Below are 15441 nucleotides of genomic sequence, written 5' to 3' on the forward strand. Positions count from 1 at the left end.
GTGACGGCCGCGATAGCATCACGGCGGCCTCCGGCCTGTCCAGTGGGACCCCGGGGCAATCCCCGGCGCAGTCACGGGCCGGCCGAGGCCTCCACCGCGCCGCGGTGCGGCTCGGCCCCTTCAGGCGGCTTCGACTGGCTGCAGGCGGCCCCGGCGCCGTCCTGCCCTCCGGGGGCGCAGGTCTCCTCCAGCCACAGCGCCAGGACCAGGGCGAGGACGGCGGGAGCCGCCAGGGCCAGGAAGGCCCAGGTCCAGCCGAGATGGAGCGCGAGGAGGCCGCCGACCCAACCCGAGAGGGCACCGCCCACGCCCTGCACCGCCGCAACGGTGCCGAGCGCCGTCTGGGTGCGGCCCGTGCCCCAGGTCAGGTCCGCCACCACCACCGGCACCGCGACGCCGATCACCCCCGAGGCGACGCCATCGAGCACCTCCGCCAGGACGAGCCAGTACGGATCGGACAGGAACGCCGAGAGGAGCGCGCGGACCGGAAGCACTGCACAGGCGACGAGGAGGAGCTGGCGCCGGCCGCGCCGGTCGGCCAGCGACCCGGCAAAGAGCGCCACCGGGATCATCACGGCTTGCGCGACGATGACGTAGCGGGCGGTCCAGCCGGTGCCGTCCTGGCCCGCGGCGACGAGCTTCTGCCCGAGCAGGCTCAGCATCGAGCCGTTGGCGAGGTTGAACAGGGCGAGCGCCGCCGAGAGGATCAGCAGGCGCCGGTCGGACAGGACCTTGAGGATGCCGGAGCGCTCAGGGGTGTCGTCCGGGTCGTCCTCCTTCCAGCCCACGGCGCGGCGGCCGTTATAGGCCTTTTTCGGCGTCGTCAGCGCGGCAATGATGGCGCAGGCCGCGAGACCGCCGAGCACCCAGAAGGCGATGCTCGGACCCATGAGCGGGGTGCCGAAGCTGATCGCCAGCGCCGCCCCCAGGATGCCGACATGGTTCCAGGCCTGGTTGCGGCCTTGCTGCTTCGGAAAAGCCTGCTTGCCGACCATCCCGAGCGTCAGCGCCGTCACCGCCGGGACCACCAGGGTGCCGCCCGCGGCGGCGACGAACTGCGCGGCGAGCACGGTCATGAACGAGCGGGCCGGCAGCAGCAGCAGCGTGCCGACGAGGATCGCCGCGCAGGCCGCCGCGATCAGCAGCCGGGGCCGGCCGAGCCGGTCGACGAGGGCACCGAGCGGCCCGCTCAGGGCGAGGGTGGCGAAGCCCACGATGGTGGTGACGAGGCCGACCTCGCTCGGCCCCCATTGCGCCGCCTGCGCCAGCCAGGTGCCGAGAAAAGGGCCGAGCCCGCCCTGGATGTCGCCGACGAACAGGTTGATCAGGGCGAGGTGGGAGGTGGGATTCATCAATGCGCAGGCGCTCCGGCTCGCCCGTTCGGGCCGTCGTTCGGAATCTTCCGTCCCTATCGACCTAACGCGCCTGAACCGGAAATGATCGCGCGCACGGCCGAGCTCGACCCGGCCGCGCTTTCACGGGCTCGGCACCGCGCAGGCGGCGGCGAGGCGGGCGAGCATCAGGTCGGGGATGCCCATGGCGACGAGCTGGTCGTGAGTGTGGCGGACGTAATCCGGGTTGGCGCCCGAGCGGCCGAGGCCCTGGCGCACCAGCCGCACCAGCTCGGCCTCGGGCAGTCGGCCGGCATATTGCGGGTGACGGCGGTCGACGAGGTAGGTCACCGCCTCGATTCGGCGCCCGTCGTCGAGGGTGACGCCGAGCACCCGCTCGACGTAGACCGCCGTGACCTGCTCGCGCTCGCGCAAGTAAGCCAGCGTAGCGGCGGCCTCCGGGCCCGCGACCCGAAAAACCATGCCGCGGCAGGAGCCGCCGCGGTCGAGCCCGAGCACCAGGCCCGGCCGCTCCGGCGTGCCGCGATGGACGTGCGACAGCACACAGAGCGAGCGGTGATAGCCGCGCAGGCGGCCGGGCCGGCTCTCCACGAAGGGAAAACCCGGCCGCCACATCAGCGAGCCGTAGCCGAACACCCAGAGATCCGACGGTTCGCCCGTCCCCATCGCCTTGCTTCCTCTCGGCAAGTGTCCGTCCGGCACGACCTCGTGAGCGTGCCTGCGAACTTGCATCCCTTGCCGGGCGCGGCCGGTAGCAGCTACGGGGACGCGGTTCAATCCGGGTGGCCCGTGCCGGGCCGCCGCAGAGCCGGGATCATGCCGATGGACAGGCCGACCACCGTTGGGCCGACCGACGAGACGCCGCCGAGCCGGAATCCGGGCCGTGGGCCGGGCCTGCGCCTCGGCCTGTTCGCACCGTTCGCGCTGCTCGTCCTCTTGGGCCTGGCCTGGAGCGCAGGCTGGTTCTGGTTGCGGGGCAAGGCCGAGGGCGAGATCGACGGGTGGTTTGCCCGCGAGGCGCAGGCCGGCCGGCAATGGACCTGCCAGGACCGCTCGCTGACCGGCTTCCCGTTCCGATTCGAACTGCGCTGCGCTTCCTTGAGCTTTGCCCGCTCCGACGTGCGCTTCACCACCGGCCCGCTGGTGGCCGTGGCGCAGGTCTATCAGCCGCGCCACGTGATCCTGGAGGCGACCGGGCCGTTCCGGGTGCAGCAGGGCGGGCTCGACGCGGACGTGACTTGGACCCAGCTGGAGGCGAGCCTGCACGTCACGGGCGACGGTTTCCAGCGCGCCTCCCTGGTGGCGGACGGACTCAAGGGCGCCGTCACCGGCGCCGACCCCTCGCCGATCGACTTCACCGTCGATCACCTGGAACTGCATGCACGGCCGACGCCGGGGCGCTTTGCCGCCGACGGCGCCGTCGACCTGAGCGCCCGGGTGCTGCGGGCGGGCCTGCCCGTGCTCGATCCGATTCTCGGCGGGACCGAGCCCGCCGACATCGCGCTCGACGCCACCGTGACCCGGGCCACGGGCTTCCGCACCCGGCCGGTCCCGCAGGAGCTCGAGCGCTGGCGCGAGGCCGGCGGCACGGTGGAGATCGCCAGCCTCGCCGCCGAGAAGGGCAGCCGGCGCCTGCGGGCGCAAGGGGTCGTCGGCCTCGACGACCAGCACCGCCCGACCGGGCAGTTCGACGTGCGCACCGCCGGCCTGGAACAGGTGATCGCGCCGCTGATCAGCGAGCAGATCGGCGCCCGGCTCGGCGGCGACGGCGCGGCGCTGATCGGCAACATCGTCGGCCAGTTCCTCGGCGGGCGCCGCAAGGAGCCGGCGCCGGGCCAAGGACAGGGGACTGGGGCGAATTCCCAGGACCGGCCCGGCGAGCCGCCGCTCAAGGTGCTGCCGACCGTGCGCCTCACCGGCGGGCGGGTGGTCGTCGGCCCCTTCGCGGTGCCGAACGTGCGGCTGCAGCCCCTGTATTGAGGGGGTTGGGCGGTTGCCGCCCTGCCCGCGGCGTCGTACGCCTGGGAGCATGAGCAAGACCGCCCGCTTCCAGAGCTTCGAGGATCAAAGCCACCGGGAGGGCGCGGCGCGGATCGCCGCGCTCCGGGCCGCGATGGCGCAACGGGGATTTGCCGGCTTCGTCGTGCCGCGGGCCGACGAGCACCAGTCGGAATACGTGCCCCCCAACGCCGAGCGGCTGGCCTGGCTCACCGGCTTCACCGGTTCGGCCGGCACGGCGGTCGTGCTCGCCGACAAGGCCGCCCTGGTGGTGGACGGGCGCTACACCCTGCAGGCCGAGGAGCAGGTGGATACGAGCGTCGTCACCCCGGTGCCGCTCGCCGAGACCAGTGTGGAAGCCTGGATCGAGGCGAACCTGCCGGCGGGCGGGGTGCTTGCCTACGATCCCTGGCTGCACACGCCGGACGGGCTTTCCCGGCTGGAGCGCGCCGCCAAGGGAGCGGGCGGGCGCGTCGAAGCGACGCCGCTCAACCTCGTCGATCTCGTGTGGATCGACAGGCCGGCCGCCCCGCGCGCGCCGGTGGTGCCTCATCCCGAAAACCTGGCCGGCGAGGCGGCCTCCGCGAAGCTCGCGCGCGTCCGCGACGCCCTGGCCAAGGCGCGGCTCGACGCCCTCGTCGTCTCGGACCCGCACAACCTCGCCTGGGCGTTCAACCTGCGCGGCGGCGACGTCGCGCATACTCCCATCGCCCTCGGCTACGCGGTGATCCCGCGGGAGGGCGTTGCGCGCCTCTTCCTCGAGCCCGAGAAGGTGACGGACGAGGCGGCGCGCGCCCTCGACGGCCTCGCCGAGCGGGATGAGCCCGGCGCGCTGCCGGCGGCCCTCGACGCCCTCGGCACCGCCAAGGCCCGGGTGCGGGTCGATGCGGCCACCGGCGCCGTGGCGCTCGGCCGGCGGATCACCGCGGCGGGCGGCACGCTCGATGTCGGTCCCGATCCGATCACCGCCATGAAGGCGGTGAAGAACGCCGCCGAGATCGACGGCGCCCGCGCCGCGCATCGCCGCGACGGTGCCGCCGTGACCCGCTTCCTCGCCTGGCTCGCCCGCGAGGCCCCCGGCGGCGGGGTGTCGGAGATCGACGCGGCGGTGACGCTCGAAGCGTTCCGGGCCGAGACCAATGCGTTACGCGAGATCGCCTTCCCGACCATCTCAGGGTCCGGGCCGAACGGCGCCATCGTCCATTACCGCGTCACCCGCGGCACCGACCGGCGGGTGCAGCCCGGTGAATTGTTCCTGATCGATTCCGGGGCGCAATACGGCGACGGCACCACCGACATCACCCGCACGGTGGCGGTCGGAACCCCGAGCGCCGAGATGCGCGACCGCTTCACCCGGGTGCTCAAGGGCCACATCGCCATCGCGACCGCGGTGTTTCCCCGCGGCACCACGGGGGCGCAGATCGATGCCTTCGCCCGTCGCCCGCTCTGGGAGGCCGGCCTCGACTTCGACCACGGCACCGGCCACGGCGTCGGCGCCTTCCTGTCCGTGCACGAGGGGCCGCAGCGCATCGCCAAGACCGGCACGGCGGCGCTTCAGCCCGGGATGATCGTCTCGAACGAGCCGGGCTACTACAAGACCCGCGCCTTCGGCATCCGGATCGAGAACCTGGTCCTGGTCGAGGAGCGGGCGATGGCGGGCGCCGAGCGCCCGATGCTCGGCTTCGAGACCCTGACGCTCGCCCCCTTCGACCTCGCGCTCGTCGTGCCCGACCTGCTCACCCCCGACGAGACCGCCTGGCTCGACGCCTACCATGCCCGGGTGCGCGAGACTCTCGCCGATCTGGTGGACCCGGAGACCCGCGAATGGCTGATCGCGGCGACGCGGTCGCTCGCCGCCTTCGCCTGAGAGCCTGTCGAGGCGCGTTCGGCTTCCCTGGAGCTTGTCGTTCGAGCGGGGGCAGCATAGCCGGGAACTTTTCGTCCCATCCACGACCTCATCCTGAGGTGCGAACGAAGTGAGCCTCGAAGGAGGGCTCCAGAGATTGCAGAGGCTTCTGGAGTCCTCCTTCGAGGTCAGTCGATCTTCGATCGGCTAACACCTCAGGATGAGGTCGTAGATGGATGAGTATAAAAATTTTTTGTGGAATTGGGCCTCAAATACTCAGTGATCGCTTAACAAATCAATAAATAAACTTTAATTAACTATCACGTATTCTGCAATGATATAAATAATCACTTCTATGAGACGCGAAGCACAAACTTGTTAGCACTATATACTTCGATATAGATCGCAAGAATTGTCCGAGCGTTCGGAACCTTGCGCATTCTTGTCGATTGCGCGGCATTATGTTCGTATTGTCCCGATGCCGATCGCGGCACGGGGACGACCAAATCATGAAGACGACGATTCTCGCGGCCCTGGCCGCAGGGACGATGCTGCTCGCCGCCTCGCCGGGGCGGGCCAAGGCGATGGATTGCGCCGCGGTGACCGAGCGCCAGATCGAGGGCCTGTTCGACCGCTGGAACACGTCGCTGGCGACGCTCGACCCGGCGAAGGTCACGGCGAATTATGCGCCCGACGCCGTGCTGCTGCCGACCGTGTCGAACACGCCGCGCACCGACCGGGCGATGATCCAGGATTACTTCGTGCACTTCCTGGAGAAGCACCCGCAGGGCGTCATCAACACGCATACGATCAAGATCGGCTGCAACCTGGCGACCGATGTCGGCACCTACACCTTCCTGGTCGACGGCAAGAACCCGGGCGAGCACCTGGTCGTGCCGGCGCGCTACAGCTTCGTCTACGTGCTGAAGGACGGCGAGTGGCTGATCGCGCATCACCATTCGTCGGCGATGCCGGAGCCGGTCGTCGCCGTCACCGCCGCCGCCAAGGATCACTGAGCGCCGACATTCGTCGGACGTTTCGCCGCCTCAAGAGGCGTCGCAGGGATCGGCATCCCGGAGATGCGCGCGCAGGGTGATCTCGCGCGTGTCGATGCCGATCCCGGGTCTCGCCTCGCCGGTCGGCGGGCGGGTCGGCATCGTGCCCCAGAACAGCCCGGTGGCGAGGGCGAGGGCGCACAGAGCGGTCAGAACACGCATGTCGGCCTCCTTGCGGCCCGCGGGCCAGATGGATTTTTCGCTGTTCTCATCGGGCCGGGTTGCCGGCCGGTCGCGTGCGATCGTGTATCGGCTCAAGCAACGGCTTCGCGGACTACGATCTTTTCTGCTCCTTTATTCCCGACTGGCGTAAAGATGATCGATCTCGCCGTCATCCGTCATTCGGATGAGGCGTCGCGACGTCGCTTCTGGTTGCCGACCGCTGTCATTGCGCGCGCTTCCCCGTCACGATTTTCGGCTGGGCCGTCCGGGGAAAGGAAAATGCGCGGGTTTTCCCCTCCCCCTCTGCGGGGCAGGGCAATCACAAACAAGAATTGAATGGCAATCCAATTCTCAGAGGGGCTTGAATCGGAGAATTTAATTCCCAAAATTACTGTCAAAAAGCCTTTGTTGGAGGAATTTTTTACTTTAGGCAATACTCATATGCGATCACCCTGCCCTGCGCGGGAGGGTGGCGAGCGGAGCGAGCCGGGAGAGGGGACGCCGTTTCCGGAGAGGTCGCGACCTTTGTGAAGGGCACCACCTGGAGCAGCGCCGCGCTGCTCCTCTCCCGCCGGCTCCGCCGGGCCCCCTCCCCCGTAGAGGCGGGAGGCTTAAGCCCGCGCGACTCCTTCCAACGAACAGCCCTGTGACCGTTTAGAAGAAGTTTTCTTGGCGATCATTTGTCGAAGAAATCGTGTCCATCGCCACAACAGATTTTGGTATTTCGCTTCATTGACCCCAGCAGACAGGAATGAGAAATTCCACAGACTACCGGCGGCCTGCGATGATCGCCGCGCGGCGCCGAATTACCCTTGATGGAGTCTTCACCATGCATCCGACACGCCGCTCCGTCCTGGCGGGGCTGGTGACGGCCGGCGCCCTCGCGACGGGGCCGGCCCGGGCCGCCGGCGAGGCCGCCTTGAGCGAGTTCCGCATCGGCTACCAGAAGATCGGCCTGATCGTCGTCACCCGCCAGCAGCAGCTGATCGAGAAGCAACTCGCCGATCGCGGCGTGAAGGTGCGCTGGTTCGAGTTCCAGGCCGGTCCGCCGCTCCTCGAGGCGCTGAATGCCGGCAGCATCGATTTCGGCTATACGGGCGACGCCCCGCCGATCTTCTCCCAGGCCGCGGGCGGCAACCTCGTCTATACGGCCGCCGCGGCGCCCTCCGGCGAGGGCGAGGCGATCCTCGTCAAGGAGGCGTCGCCGATCCGCACGGTGGCCGATCTCAAGGGCCGCAAGGTGGCGGTGGCCCGCGGCACCTCCTCGCACAACCTGCTGGTCGCCGCCCTGGAGAAGGCGGGCCTGCGCTTTTCCGACATCACGCCGGTCTACCTCTCCCCGGCCGATGCCGGCTCGGCCTTCACCGGCGGCAGCGTCGACGCCTGGGCGATCTGGGATCCGTACTTCGCCATCGCGCAGGCGCGCGACGCCACCCGGGTGCTCACCACCTCGGGCCAGACCCTCGACGTCTCCGGCTACTTCCTGGCCAACAAAACCTTCGCGCAGGCTCATCCGGCGGTGGTGCGCGCGGCCTTGCGGGCGCTGGAACAGGGCGCCGCCTGGGCGGAAGCGCATCGCGATCAGGTGGCGCGGGCGCTCACCGATATCACCGGCATCCCCTACCCGATCCAGAAGGTCGCGGCCGACCGCACCCAGTTCGCCGTCCGCCCGTTGAGCGACGCGATCCTCGCCGGCCAGCAGGCCACCGCCGACCGCTTCCACCGGCTCGGCCTGATCCCGCGGGCGATCACCGTGCGCGATGCGGTGTGGACCGCGCCGCCGGCCTGAGGCGCCCCGCCAGGGAATAACAGGCCGGGCCCTACAAACCCGGACGGCATTCGAGTATGCCGCGCGAGAGACCGAGACCGGGCCGCCGCGGCCCGGCAGGGTGCCGCCCGGCGCCGAGACACCGCGAGACCGTCCATGATCCGCAAGACGACCGGCAAGACGACCCCTTTGCGCGCCGCCGCTCTCCTCGCCGCCCTGCTCGCCGGTATCTCGGGGGCCCAGGCCGATGCCACGCTCGACCGGATCAAGGCCAAGGGGAAGTTCACCGTCGGGGTCATCCTGTCGGGCGCGCCGTTCGGCTCTATCGACCCGAAGACGCAGGAGCAGAAGGGCTTCAACATCGACCTCGCCCGGGCGCTGGCGGACAAACTCGGCGTGGCGCTCGAGACCGTCACGGTGACGCCGCCGAACCGGGTGCAGTTCCTGCAGCAGGGCAAGGTCGATGCGCTCCTCGCCAACATGCAGGTCACCGAGGACCGGGCGAAGATCATGGACTTTCCGCCCACCGTGTTCGACCGCGCCGGCGGCGCCGCGATCGGCCGCAAGGATAGCGGGATCAAGGATTGGGCCGACCTGAAGGGCAAGCCGGTCTGCGTGTCGCAGGGCTCGAACTTCACCCAGCCCTTGATCGAGCAATACGGCGCGGTGGTGAAGGGCCTGCCGAGCCAGCCGGAATCGCTGCTGGCGCTGAAGGGCGGCACCTGCGTGGTGGCGATCCATACCGGTGCCACGCTCGGCCTGATGCTCGAGGACCGGGCCGACGAGTGGAGGAATTACGGCATCCTGATCCCGACCGAGATCGTGCCGGCCGATTCGGTGGTGTGGATCCGCAAGGGCGAGAAGGACACCGCGGCCGCCCTCGACAAGGCCCTGCGCGAGCTGATCGCCTCCGGTAAGCTCCTGGAGATCGCCAAGGCCAACCGGCTCCTCAACACGGCCTTCATCGAAGAGCAGCAGAAGACGCTCTCGGCGGCGCGCTGAACGGGCAAGGCGACACCGGCAAGGCGATACCAGGATGCAGGACGCGGTCCGGGACTTCATCGCCCTGGCGGCCCAGGTCGGGCTCAATTTCGACTTCCTGACGAGCCCGTTCGAGCTGCGGATGTGGCTCGACGGGATGACGACGACGCTCGTCCTCGTCGCGCTGACCATCCCGCTCAGCCTCGCTTGCGGCGTGGGACTGGCGGCGGCGCTAACCTCGAACCGGCCCTGGCTCGCCGGGCCGGCGCGGGCCTATGTCGAGCTCACCCGCAACACCCCGACGCTGGTCCAGCTGATGTTCACGGTGCTCGTGGTCAACATGCTGATCTCGCAGGCGCTGGGTGGCGCGCAGAACAACCCGCTCGGCGCCTATTTCTGGCTCGTCGCGGTCATCAGCCTGCACGTCGCGGCGCTCCATGCCGAGGCCCTGCGCGGCGGGATCGAGGCGGTGCCGGCAGCCACCGTCGAGGCCGCCCGGGGGTTAGGCTTCTCGCGGCTGGAGGTGCTGCGGGTGGTCGAACTGCCGCTGGCTGTCCGCACGGCTTTGCCGGCGATCGTCAACAACCTCGTCAACCTGGTGAAGCTCACGACCATCGGCTACGCCGTCGCGGTCAACGAGATCACCTACGCCTCGCTGATGATCTGGACCCAGCGCGACAACGTCGTCGAATTGATGATCGTGCTGCTCCTGTTCTTCAGTGCCATCAATCTCGCGGTGGCGCGGTTCGGCGCCGCGGTCGAGCGGCGGCTGGCGGTGCCGGGATACGGGCAGTGACGGCGATCTCTCCTTCCGCGCGGCCCTCGTCGGCGCCGCTCGTCATGGCCGCCGGGTTCTGTGCCGCGGTCGCGCTCTGGCTCGTCCTCGATCCGTCGCTGGCGCGGCTCCTCCTCGAATGGCTGCCCTACCTCGCCCGCGGCTTTGCCATGAACATCCTCATCAGCGTGCTCGCCATGGCGTTGGGCACGCTCGCCGGCGTCGCGCTCGGGGCGATGGAGCTCAGCCGGATGCGGCTCGTGCGGGCGCCGGCCGTCGCCTACGTGCAGGTGTTTCGCAATGCCCCGCACCTCGTGCTGATCTTTGCCACCACCTACATCTTTCCGTTCGAGATCGTTGCGTTGGGCCACTACATCCCGTTTCCCGACTGGGTGAAGGCGGTGATCGGCCTGGCGATTCCGGCGAGCGCCCACACCGCCGAGATCACCCGCGGCGCCCTGCAATCCATCCCGACGCCGCAATGGGATGCCGCCAAGGGCCTCGGCTTCTCGCGGATCGAGGCCCTGCGCTTCATCATCCTGCCCCAGTGCCTGCGTCGCGCCCTGCCGCCCTGGATGAATCTCACTGCCTCGATCTGCATGGGCACGGCGCTCGCCTCGCTCGTCGGCGTCCACGAACTGCTGCATGCTGCGACCGATGCCAGCACGGCGGTGAGCCGCACCGACTTCACGGTGCTCACCTACGTCACCGTGCTCTTCGCCTTCTTCCTGTTCTGCTACCCGGTCTCGCGCCTCACGCAGCGGCTCGAGCGGCGGCTTGCGCGATGAGTCCGGACACATGACCGCACCATCTCCTCCCCTCGTCGCCCTCGAGGACGTGCATCTGAGCTTCGGGCAAAACGAGGTGCTGAAGGGCATCGACCTGAATGTCGCCCGCGGCGAGGCGGTGTCGATCATCGGCCCGTCGGGCTCCGGCAAGTCGACGATCCTGCGTTGCATCAACGCGCTGCTCGCGCCGAGTTCGGGCAGAATCACCGTCAACGGCGTGCGGGTCGATACGCTTCGGACCGAGGCCGAACGCATCGCGTTGCGCAAGCGCATCGGCATCGTGTTCCAGCAATACAACCTGTTTCCGCACCTCACCGTGCTCGACAACATCACCATCGCGCCGGTCCGCATCCTCAAGGAGAAGCGGGCCGAGGCCGAGCGCCATGCCCGCGCCCTGCTGGAGCGGGTGCGCCTCGCCGACAAGGTCGCGGCCTATCCGGGCCAGCTCTCCGGCGGGCAGCAGCAGCGGGTCGCCATCGCCCGGGCGCTCGCCATGCGGCCGGACCTGGTGCTGTTCGACGAGGTGACCTCGGCCCTCGACCCCGAGACGGTCGGCGAGGTGCTGGCGGTGATCCGCGGGCTGGTGCGCGAGGGCATGACCAGTCTCCTCGTCACCCACGAGATGCGCTTCGCCGAAGAGATCAGCGACCGGATCGTCTTCACCGAGAACGGCCGCATCGTCGAGGACGGCCCGCCCGAGCAGATCTTCCACCGCTCGCAGAACCCGCGCATCCGGCAATTCGTGCGCGGGCTGGGCGACCGCGAGGCGGTACAGCCCGGCGAAGGGATCTGACCGGATGACGACTTCGCTCACCCACGGCTTCGCCGTCGCCATCGCCACCGCGAAGCCCTCGGAAGAGGCCATCGTCGCGGCGCGGCTCGCGATCCTCGACCTCCTCGCCTGCGCGCTCGGCGGCGCCGACGACCGCTCGACCGGGCTCCTGGTCGAGACGCTCAGGGCCGGCATCGGCCCGTCGGTGCTCATCGGCCGGTCCGGGCGCGCCGACCCCTTCACCGCCGCCCTCGTCAACGGGCATAGCGGCCACGTTCTCGATTACGACGACGTGCATGCCAGCGTCCGCGGCCACCCGACGGTGGTGATCCTGCCGGCCCTCCTGGCCCTCGCCGGCACTCACCCGGTCGCGGCCCGCGACCTGATCGCCGCCTACATCGTCGGCCTGGAGGCGATGGCTCGGCTCGGCCTCGCGCTCGGCGCGCGCCACTACGAGACCGGCTTCCACGCCACCGCGACCCTCGGGCCCGTCGGCGCCGCGGCGGCGGTCGCGCATCTGCTGCGCTTACACCCCGACACGATCGCGGTGGCGCTCGGGCTTGCCGCGACGCAATCGGCGGGACTGCGGCTGCAATTCGGCACCGACGCCAAGCCGCTCCATGCCGGCCTCGCCGCCCGCGCCGGGCTGACGGCGGCGTGCCTCGCGCAAGCCGGCCTGTCCGGCGCGCCGGACTTCCTCGACAGCCCGATCGGCTTCCTCGACGCCTTCGGCTTCGGCGCGACGGCGCCGGACCGCCTGCTCGCCGGCTGGGGCGAGCCGTGGCAGATCCTCAAGCCGGGCCTCACCCTGAAGGCGTTCCCGTGCTGCACGGCGGCGCACCCGGTGGCGGTCGGGGCGCTCGCGCTTCGCGAGGCGGATGCCTTGCAGGCGGAGGCGGTCGATTGCGTCGCCCTCACCTTCCCGCCCGGCGGCGACGCGGCCCTCGTCGTCTCGCGCCCTACCACCGGTATCGAGGCGCGGTTCAGCCCGGAATACGTCTTTGCCGCCGCGCTGACCGACGGCGCGCTCGGCATCGGTCATTTCGATGAGCGGCCGGTGCGGCCGGACCTCGCGGTGCTCGCGGCCCACGTCTCGCGCCGCCACGACGAGGCGGCGCCGCGCCTGTCGGCCGACCCCGCGACCCGGTTCGTGGTCCTCGACGTCACCCTCAGGGATGGCAGGCATATGAGCCGGCGGATCGAGGGCCTGCCGGGCCTGACCGATGCGCGCGAAAAATTCCGCGACGCGACCGGGGGCGCCGAAATCTTTTCCGGAATCCCGGACCTCGTCGCCCGGATGGACGACGACGCCGACCTCGCCCGCCTTCTTGCCTTGCTCGGCCAGAGCCGTTCCTGATCACCTGAAAGGCGCCGTCATGACCGCCCAGTCATCGTCCGTCCCCCGCCGCATGCATCTCGGTCTCTTCCTCCAGGGCGCCGGCCACCACGTCTCCGGCTGGCGCCATGCCGACGCCGAATCGGGCAGCGAGAATCTCGACCTGCTGCTCCGGGTGGTGAAGGCGGCCGAGGCCGCGAAGTTCGACATGGTCTTCCTCGCCGACGGCCTGACCAGCGGCGTCGACGCCCACCCCTCGATGATCGCCCGGTTCGAGCCGCTGACCCTGCTCGGCGCCCTCGCCATGGTGACCGAGCGGATCGGCCTCGCGGCCACTGCCTCCACGACCTACGGCGAGCCCTACCACCTCGCCCGCGCCTTCGCGTCGATCGATCACCTGAGCCACGGCCGCGCGGCCTGGAACATCGTGACCACCTCCTACGCGCGCTCGGCCAACAACTTTTCCAAGAGCCATCCCGAGCACGACGCCCGCTACGCCATCGCGGAAGAGTTCGTCGAGGTGGTGCGTGGCCTGTGGGACAGCTGGGCCGACGACGCCTTTCCGAAGGACAAGGAACGCGGCGTCTATGCCGACCCGGCCAAGGTGCGGGTGCTCGACCACGCCGGCACATACTATTCGGTGAAGGGCCCGCTCAACATCCCGCGCTCGCCGCAAGGGCACCCGGTGCTGATCCAGGCCGGCTCCTCGGGGCCCGGCCAGGATCTCGCGGCGCGGGCCGCCGACATCGTGTTCACCGCGCAGGCGAGCCTGGCCGAGGCGCAAGCCTTCTACCGCAGCCTGAAGGCCCGGGTCGCCGGCTTCAGGCGCGATCCCGCCTCGGTCGCGGTGATGCCGGGCTTCCTGCCGGTGGTCGGGCGCAGCCTCAAGGAGGCGAGCGAGAAGCTGAGCGAGCTCGACCGCTGGACCCCGATCGCGAGCGCGATGCCGCTGCTCGAGGAGCGCATCGGCCATTCCCTGTCCGCTTACGACCTCGACGGGCCGCTGCCCGACCTGCCGGTCTCCGACCAGCTGCGCAGCCGCGCCGAATTGCTGACGGAGCTCGCCCGCCGCGAGGGCCTGACGATCCGCCAGCTCGCCTTGCGCGTCGCGGCCGGCCGCGGCCACCACATCGTGCTCGGCACCGCCACCGACATCGCCGACCGGATGCAGGAATGGTTCGAGGGGGAGGCGGCCGACGGCTTCAACGTGATGCCGCCCTACTTCCCGGGCGGCCTCGACGACTTCGTGGCCGAGGTGGTGCCGATCCTGCAGGAGCGCGGTCTGTTCCGCACCGAATACGAGGGCACCACCCTGCGCGATCACCTCGGAATCGCGCGGCCGGCCTGGCCGGGGGCGTGAGGCGGAGGGCCGCATCATACGCTGTCTGATTGATCGCTCGGCGATTGCTGCGCAATCGCGTTCGCGATGCGGAGATCTGCGTCGCTCAGGCGTGTGAAGCGTACGGCTTCACCGCGCGGGCTCGTGACACGGTTTCCGGACGCGATCTTCCAGAAACCGTACCAGTTCGTCACCGGCTTCGCGGTCCCTGGCGACTGAAACGAAGCTGCGGCTGTCTGTCCCCGTTGCAGCCGTCGAAGGCAGTTCTCGTTCTGGCTCGGGTTCTCTCCTCTCCCCGCGGGCGGGGAGAGGGGGGTTTGTGCTCAAAATTCAGCTGTAAAATCAGCTGCGTGAGATCGGTTTCCATTTAGTCGATCGAAAATCGGCTGACCTCGAAAGAGGGCTCCAGAAGTCATCGCGATCCCTGGAGCCCTCCTTCGAGGCTCCCTCCGGTCGCACCTCAGGATGAGGTTGCGGATGGGACGGCGCACACCGGCCATCAAATCGTTCCGGAGACAGAAGCCGGAACGTGCAACTTGGCTTTGAGCCGCCTTGCCCCCCTCACCCCGCCGGCTTCTCCCATTCCATCGTCACGAACCACGGTACCCGCCGGTAGCGCGCGGCCTTGGCCGGGTCGCCGCCCTGCGGCGCCGGCTCGTCGAAGTGGCGCAAGACCAGCCCCTGCCCGAGCAGCAGGCCCAGGTAGAGCGAGAGCGGCCGGTGCCAGTTGCGGACGCGGATGCCGCGCCACGCGGCCCACTCCCCCCGCTCCTCCAGGTAATCGTCGATCCGGAAACGCCGAACGCCGTCATCGTCCTGCCTCCAGCCGCCAGCCGTGGCGACGCTGTTCAGGTTGGCGATCAGGAGCGTCCCGCCGGGCGCCAGCACCCGGGCCATCTCGGGGATCGCCGCGCGAATGTCCGGGATGTCGATCAGCGTGAGATAGCTGACGACGAGGTCGAAGGCCCCGTCGGCGAAGGGCAGCGACTCCGCGCGGCCGGGCAGATACACGCCCTCCGGGTCGCAGGCCCGGGCCCGGTGCAGCAGCGCATCGGTCGGATCGATTCCGACCGGGGCGATCCCGAGATCCTGCATCCGCCGGCAGAAACGGCCCTCGCCGCAGCCGACATCGAGGGCGCGGCGGAAGCCCCTTCCCCGCAGCCTGGAAAGCATGGCTGAGTCGAGCACGTGTTTGCGGCCGAAATCGCCCGCCTCGCCCATATCGGCGATCCATGCGGCGGCGGACTCGTCCCAGCCGTTGCCCATCGC

14 protein-coding genes are annotated in these 15441 nt (G+C 69.7%); 10 read left to right on the forward strand and 4 right to left on the reverse strand.

Features of this window, described 5'->3' with window-relative positions; translation table 11 throughout:
- Positions 1–71: 71 nt before the first annotated feature.
- Both AC3AOF_RS13795 and AC3AOF_RS13800 read right to left on the reverse strand, forming a co-directional pair.
- The gene (locus tag AC3AOF_RS13795) at positions 72–1352 is read right to left on the reverse strand and encodes an MFS transporter (protein ID WP_236990266.1); all 1281 of its coding nucleotides are present in this window, start codon (positions 1350–1352) and stop codon (positions 72–74) included.
- Positions 1353–1475: 123 nt separating this feature from the next.
- Positions 1476–2018 carry a gamma-glutamylcyclotransferase gene (locus AC3AOF_RS13800; protein WP_488348822.1) on the reverse strand — a complete coding sequence of 181 codons (543 nt, stop codon included), beginning with the start codon at positions 2016–2018 and terminating at the stop codon, positions 1476–1478.
- A gap of 156 nt (positions 2019–2174) precedes the next feature.
- On the opposite strand from AC3AOF_RS13800, the gene AC3AOF_RS13805 reads away from it, so the two are divergent.
- The 3 genes from AC3AOF_RS13805 (at position 2175) to AC3AOF_RS13815 (ending at position 6212) form a co-directional block, all read left to right on the forward strand.
- A complete protein-coding gene (locus AC3AOF_RS13805) occupies positions 2175–3332 on the forward strand; it encodes a DUF2125 domain-containing protein (RefSeq protein ID WP_236990265.1) in 1158 nt (385 codons plus the stop codon).
- 49 nt (positions 3333–3381) lie between these two features.
- Positions 3382–5217, forward strand: a complete 1836-nt coding sequence (locus tag AC3AOF_RS13810; protein ID WP_488348823.1) for an aminopeptidase P family protein — start codon at positions 3382–3384, stop codon at positions 5215–5217.
- A 488-nt stretch (positions 5218–5705) separates the two neighbouring features.
- A complete protein-coding gene (locus AC3AOF_RS13815; protein ID WP_236990263.1) occupies positions 5706–6212 on the forward strand; it encodes an SgcJ/EcaC family oxidoreductase in 507 nt (168 codons plus the stop codon).
- 30 nt (positions 6213–6242) lie between these two features.
- Here the strand turns inward: AC3AOF_RS13815 and AC3AOF_RS13820 are convergent, their stop codons facing one another.
- The gene (locus AC3AOF_RS13820; protein WP_236990262.1) at positions 6243–6413 is read right to left on the reverse strand and encodes a hypothetical protein; all 171 of its coding nucleotides are present in this window, start codon (positions 6411–6413) and stop codon (positions 6243–6245) included.
- A gap of 829 nt (positions 6414–7242) precedes the next feature.
- Between AC3AOF_RS13820 and AC3AOF_RS13825 the strand changes: the two genes are divergently transcribed.
- The 7 genes from AC3AOF_RS13825 (at position 7243) to AC3AOF_RS13855 (ending at position 14193) form a co-directional block, all read left to right on the forward strand.
- Positions 7243–8202 (forward strand): sulfonate ABC transporter substrate-binding protein, encoded by a 960-nt coding sequence (locus AC3AOF_RS13825; protein WP_488348824.1) that lies wholly within the window; start codon positions 7243–7245, stop codon positions 8200–8202.
- A gap of 135 nt (positions 8203–8337) precedes the next feature.
- Positions 8338–9183, forward strand: a complete 846-nt coding sequence (locus AC3AOF_RS13830; protein WP_488348825.1) for a transporter substrate-binding domain-containing protein — start codon at positions 8338–8340, stop codon at positions 9181–9183.
- Between the two features lie 34 nt (positions 9184–9217).
- A complete protein-coding gene (locus AC3AOF_RS13835) occupies positions 9218–9958 on the forward strand; it encodes an amino acid ABC transporter permease (RefSeq protein ID WP_488348826.1) in 741 nt (246 codons plus the stop codon).
- Between the two features lie 44 nt (positions 9959–10002).
- Positions 10003–10725 carry an amino acid ABC transporter permease gene (locus tag AC3AOF_RS13840; RefSeq protein WP_488348988.1) on the forward strand — a complete coding sequence of 241 codons (723 nt, stop codon included), beginning with the start codon at positions 10003–10005 and terminating at the stop codon, positions 10723–10725.
- A 10-nt stretch (positions 10726–10735) separates the two neighbouring features.
- Positions 10736–11518: an amino acid ABC transporter ATP-binding protein gene (locus AC3AOF_RS13845; protein ID WP_236990258.1), complete on the forward strand. Its 783-nt coding sequence runs from the start codon at positions 10736–10738 to the stop codon at positions 11516–11518.
- Positions 11519–11522: 4 nt separating this feature from the next.
- Positions 11523–12854 (forward strand): MmgE/PrpD family protein, encoded by a 1332-nt coding sequence (locus AC3AOF_RS13850; RefSeq protein WP_488348827.1) that lies wholly within the window; start codon positions 11523–11525, stop codon positions 12852–12854.
- A 19-nt stretch (positions 12855–12873) separates the two neighbouring features.
- The gene (locus tag AC3AOF_RS13855; RefSeq protein WP_488348828.1) at positions 12874–14193 is read left to right on the forward strand and encodes an LLM class flavin-dependent oxidoreductase; all 1320 of its coding nucleotides are present in this window, start codon (positions 12874–12876) and stop codon (positions 14191–14193) included.
- 540 nt (positions 14194–14733) lie between these two features.
- Here the strand turns inward: AC3AOF_RS13855 and AC3AOF_RS13860 are convergent.
- Positions 14734–15438, reverse strand: coding sequence for a class I SAM-dependent methyltransferase (locus AC3AOF_RS13860; protein ID WP_236990254.1), 705 nt, complete (start codon positions 15436–15438; stop codon positions 14734–14736).
- Positions 15439–15441: the final 3 nt, after the last annotated feature.

Source organism: Methylobacterium sp. 142-1Y (genome assembly GCF_057747795.1).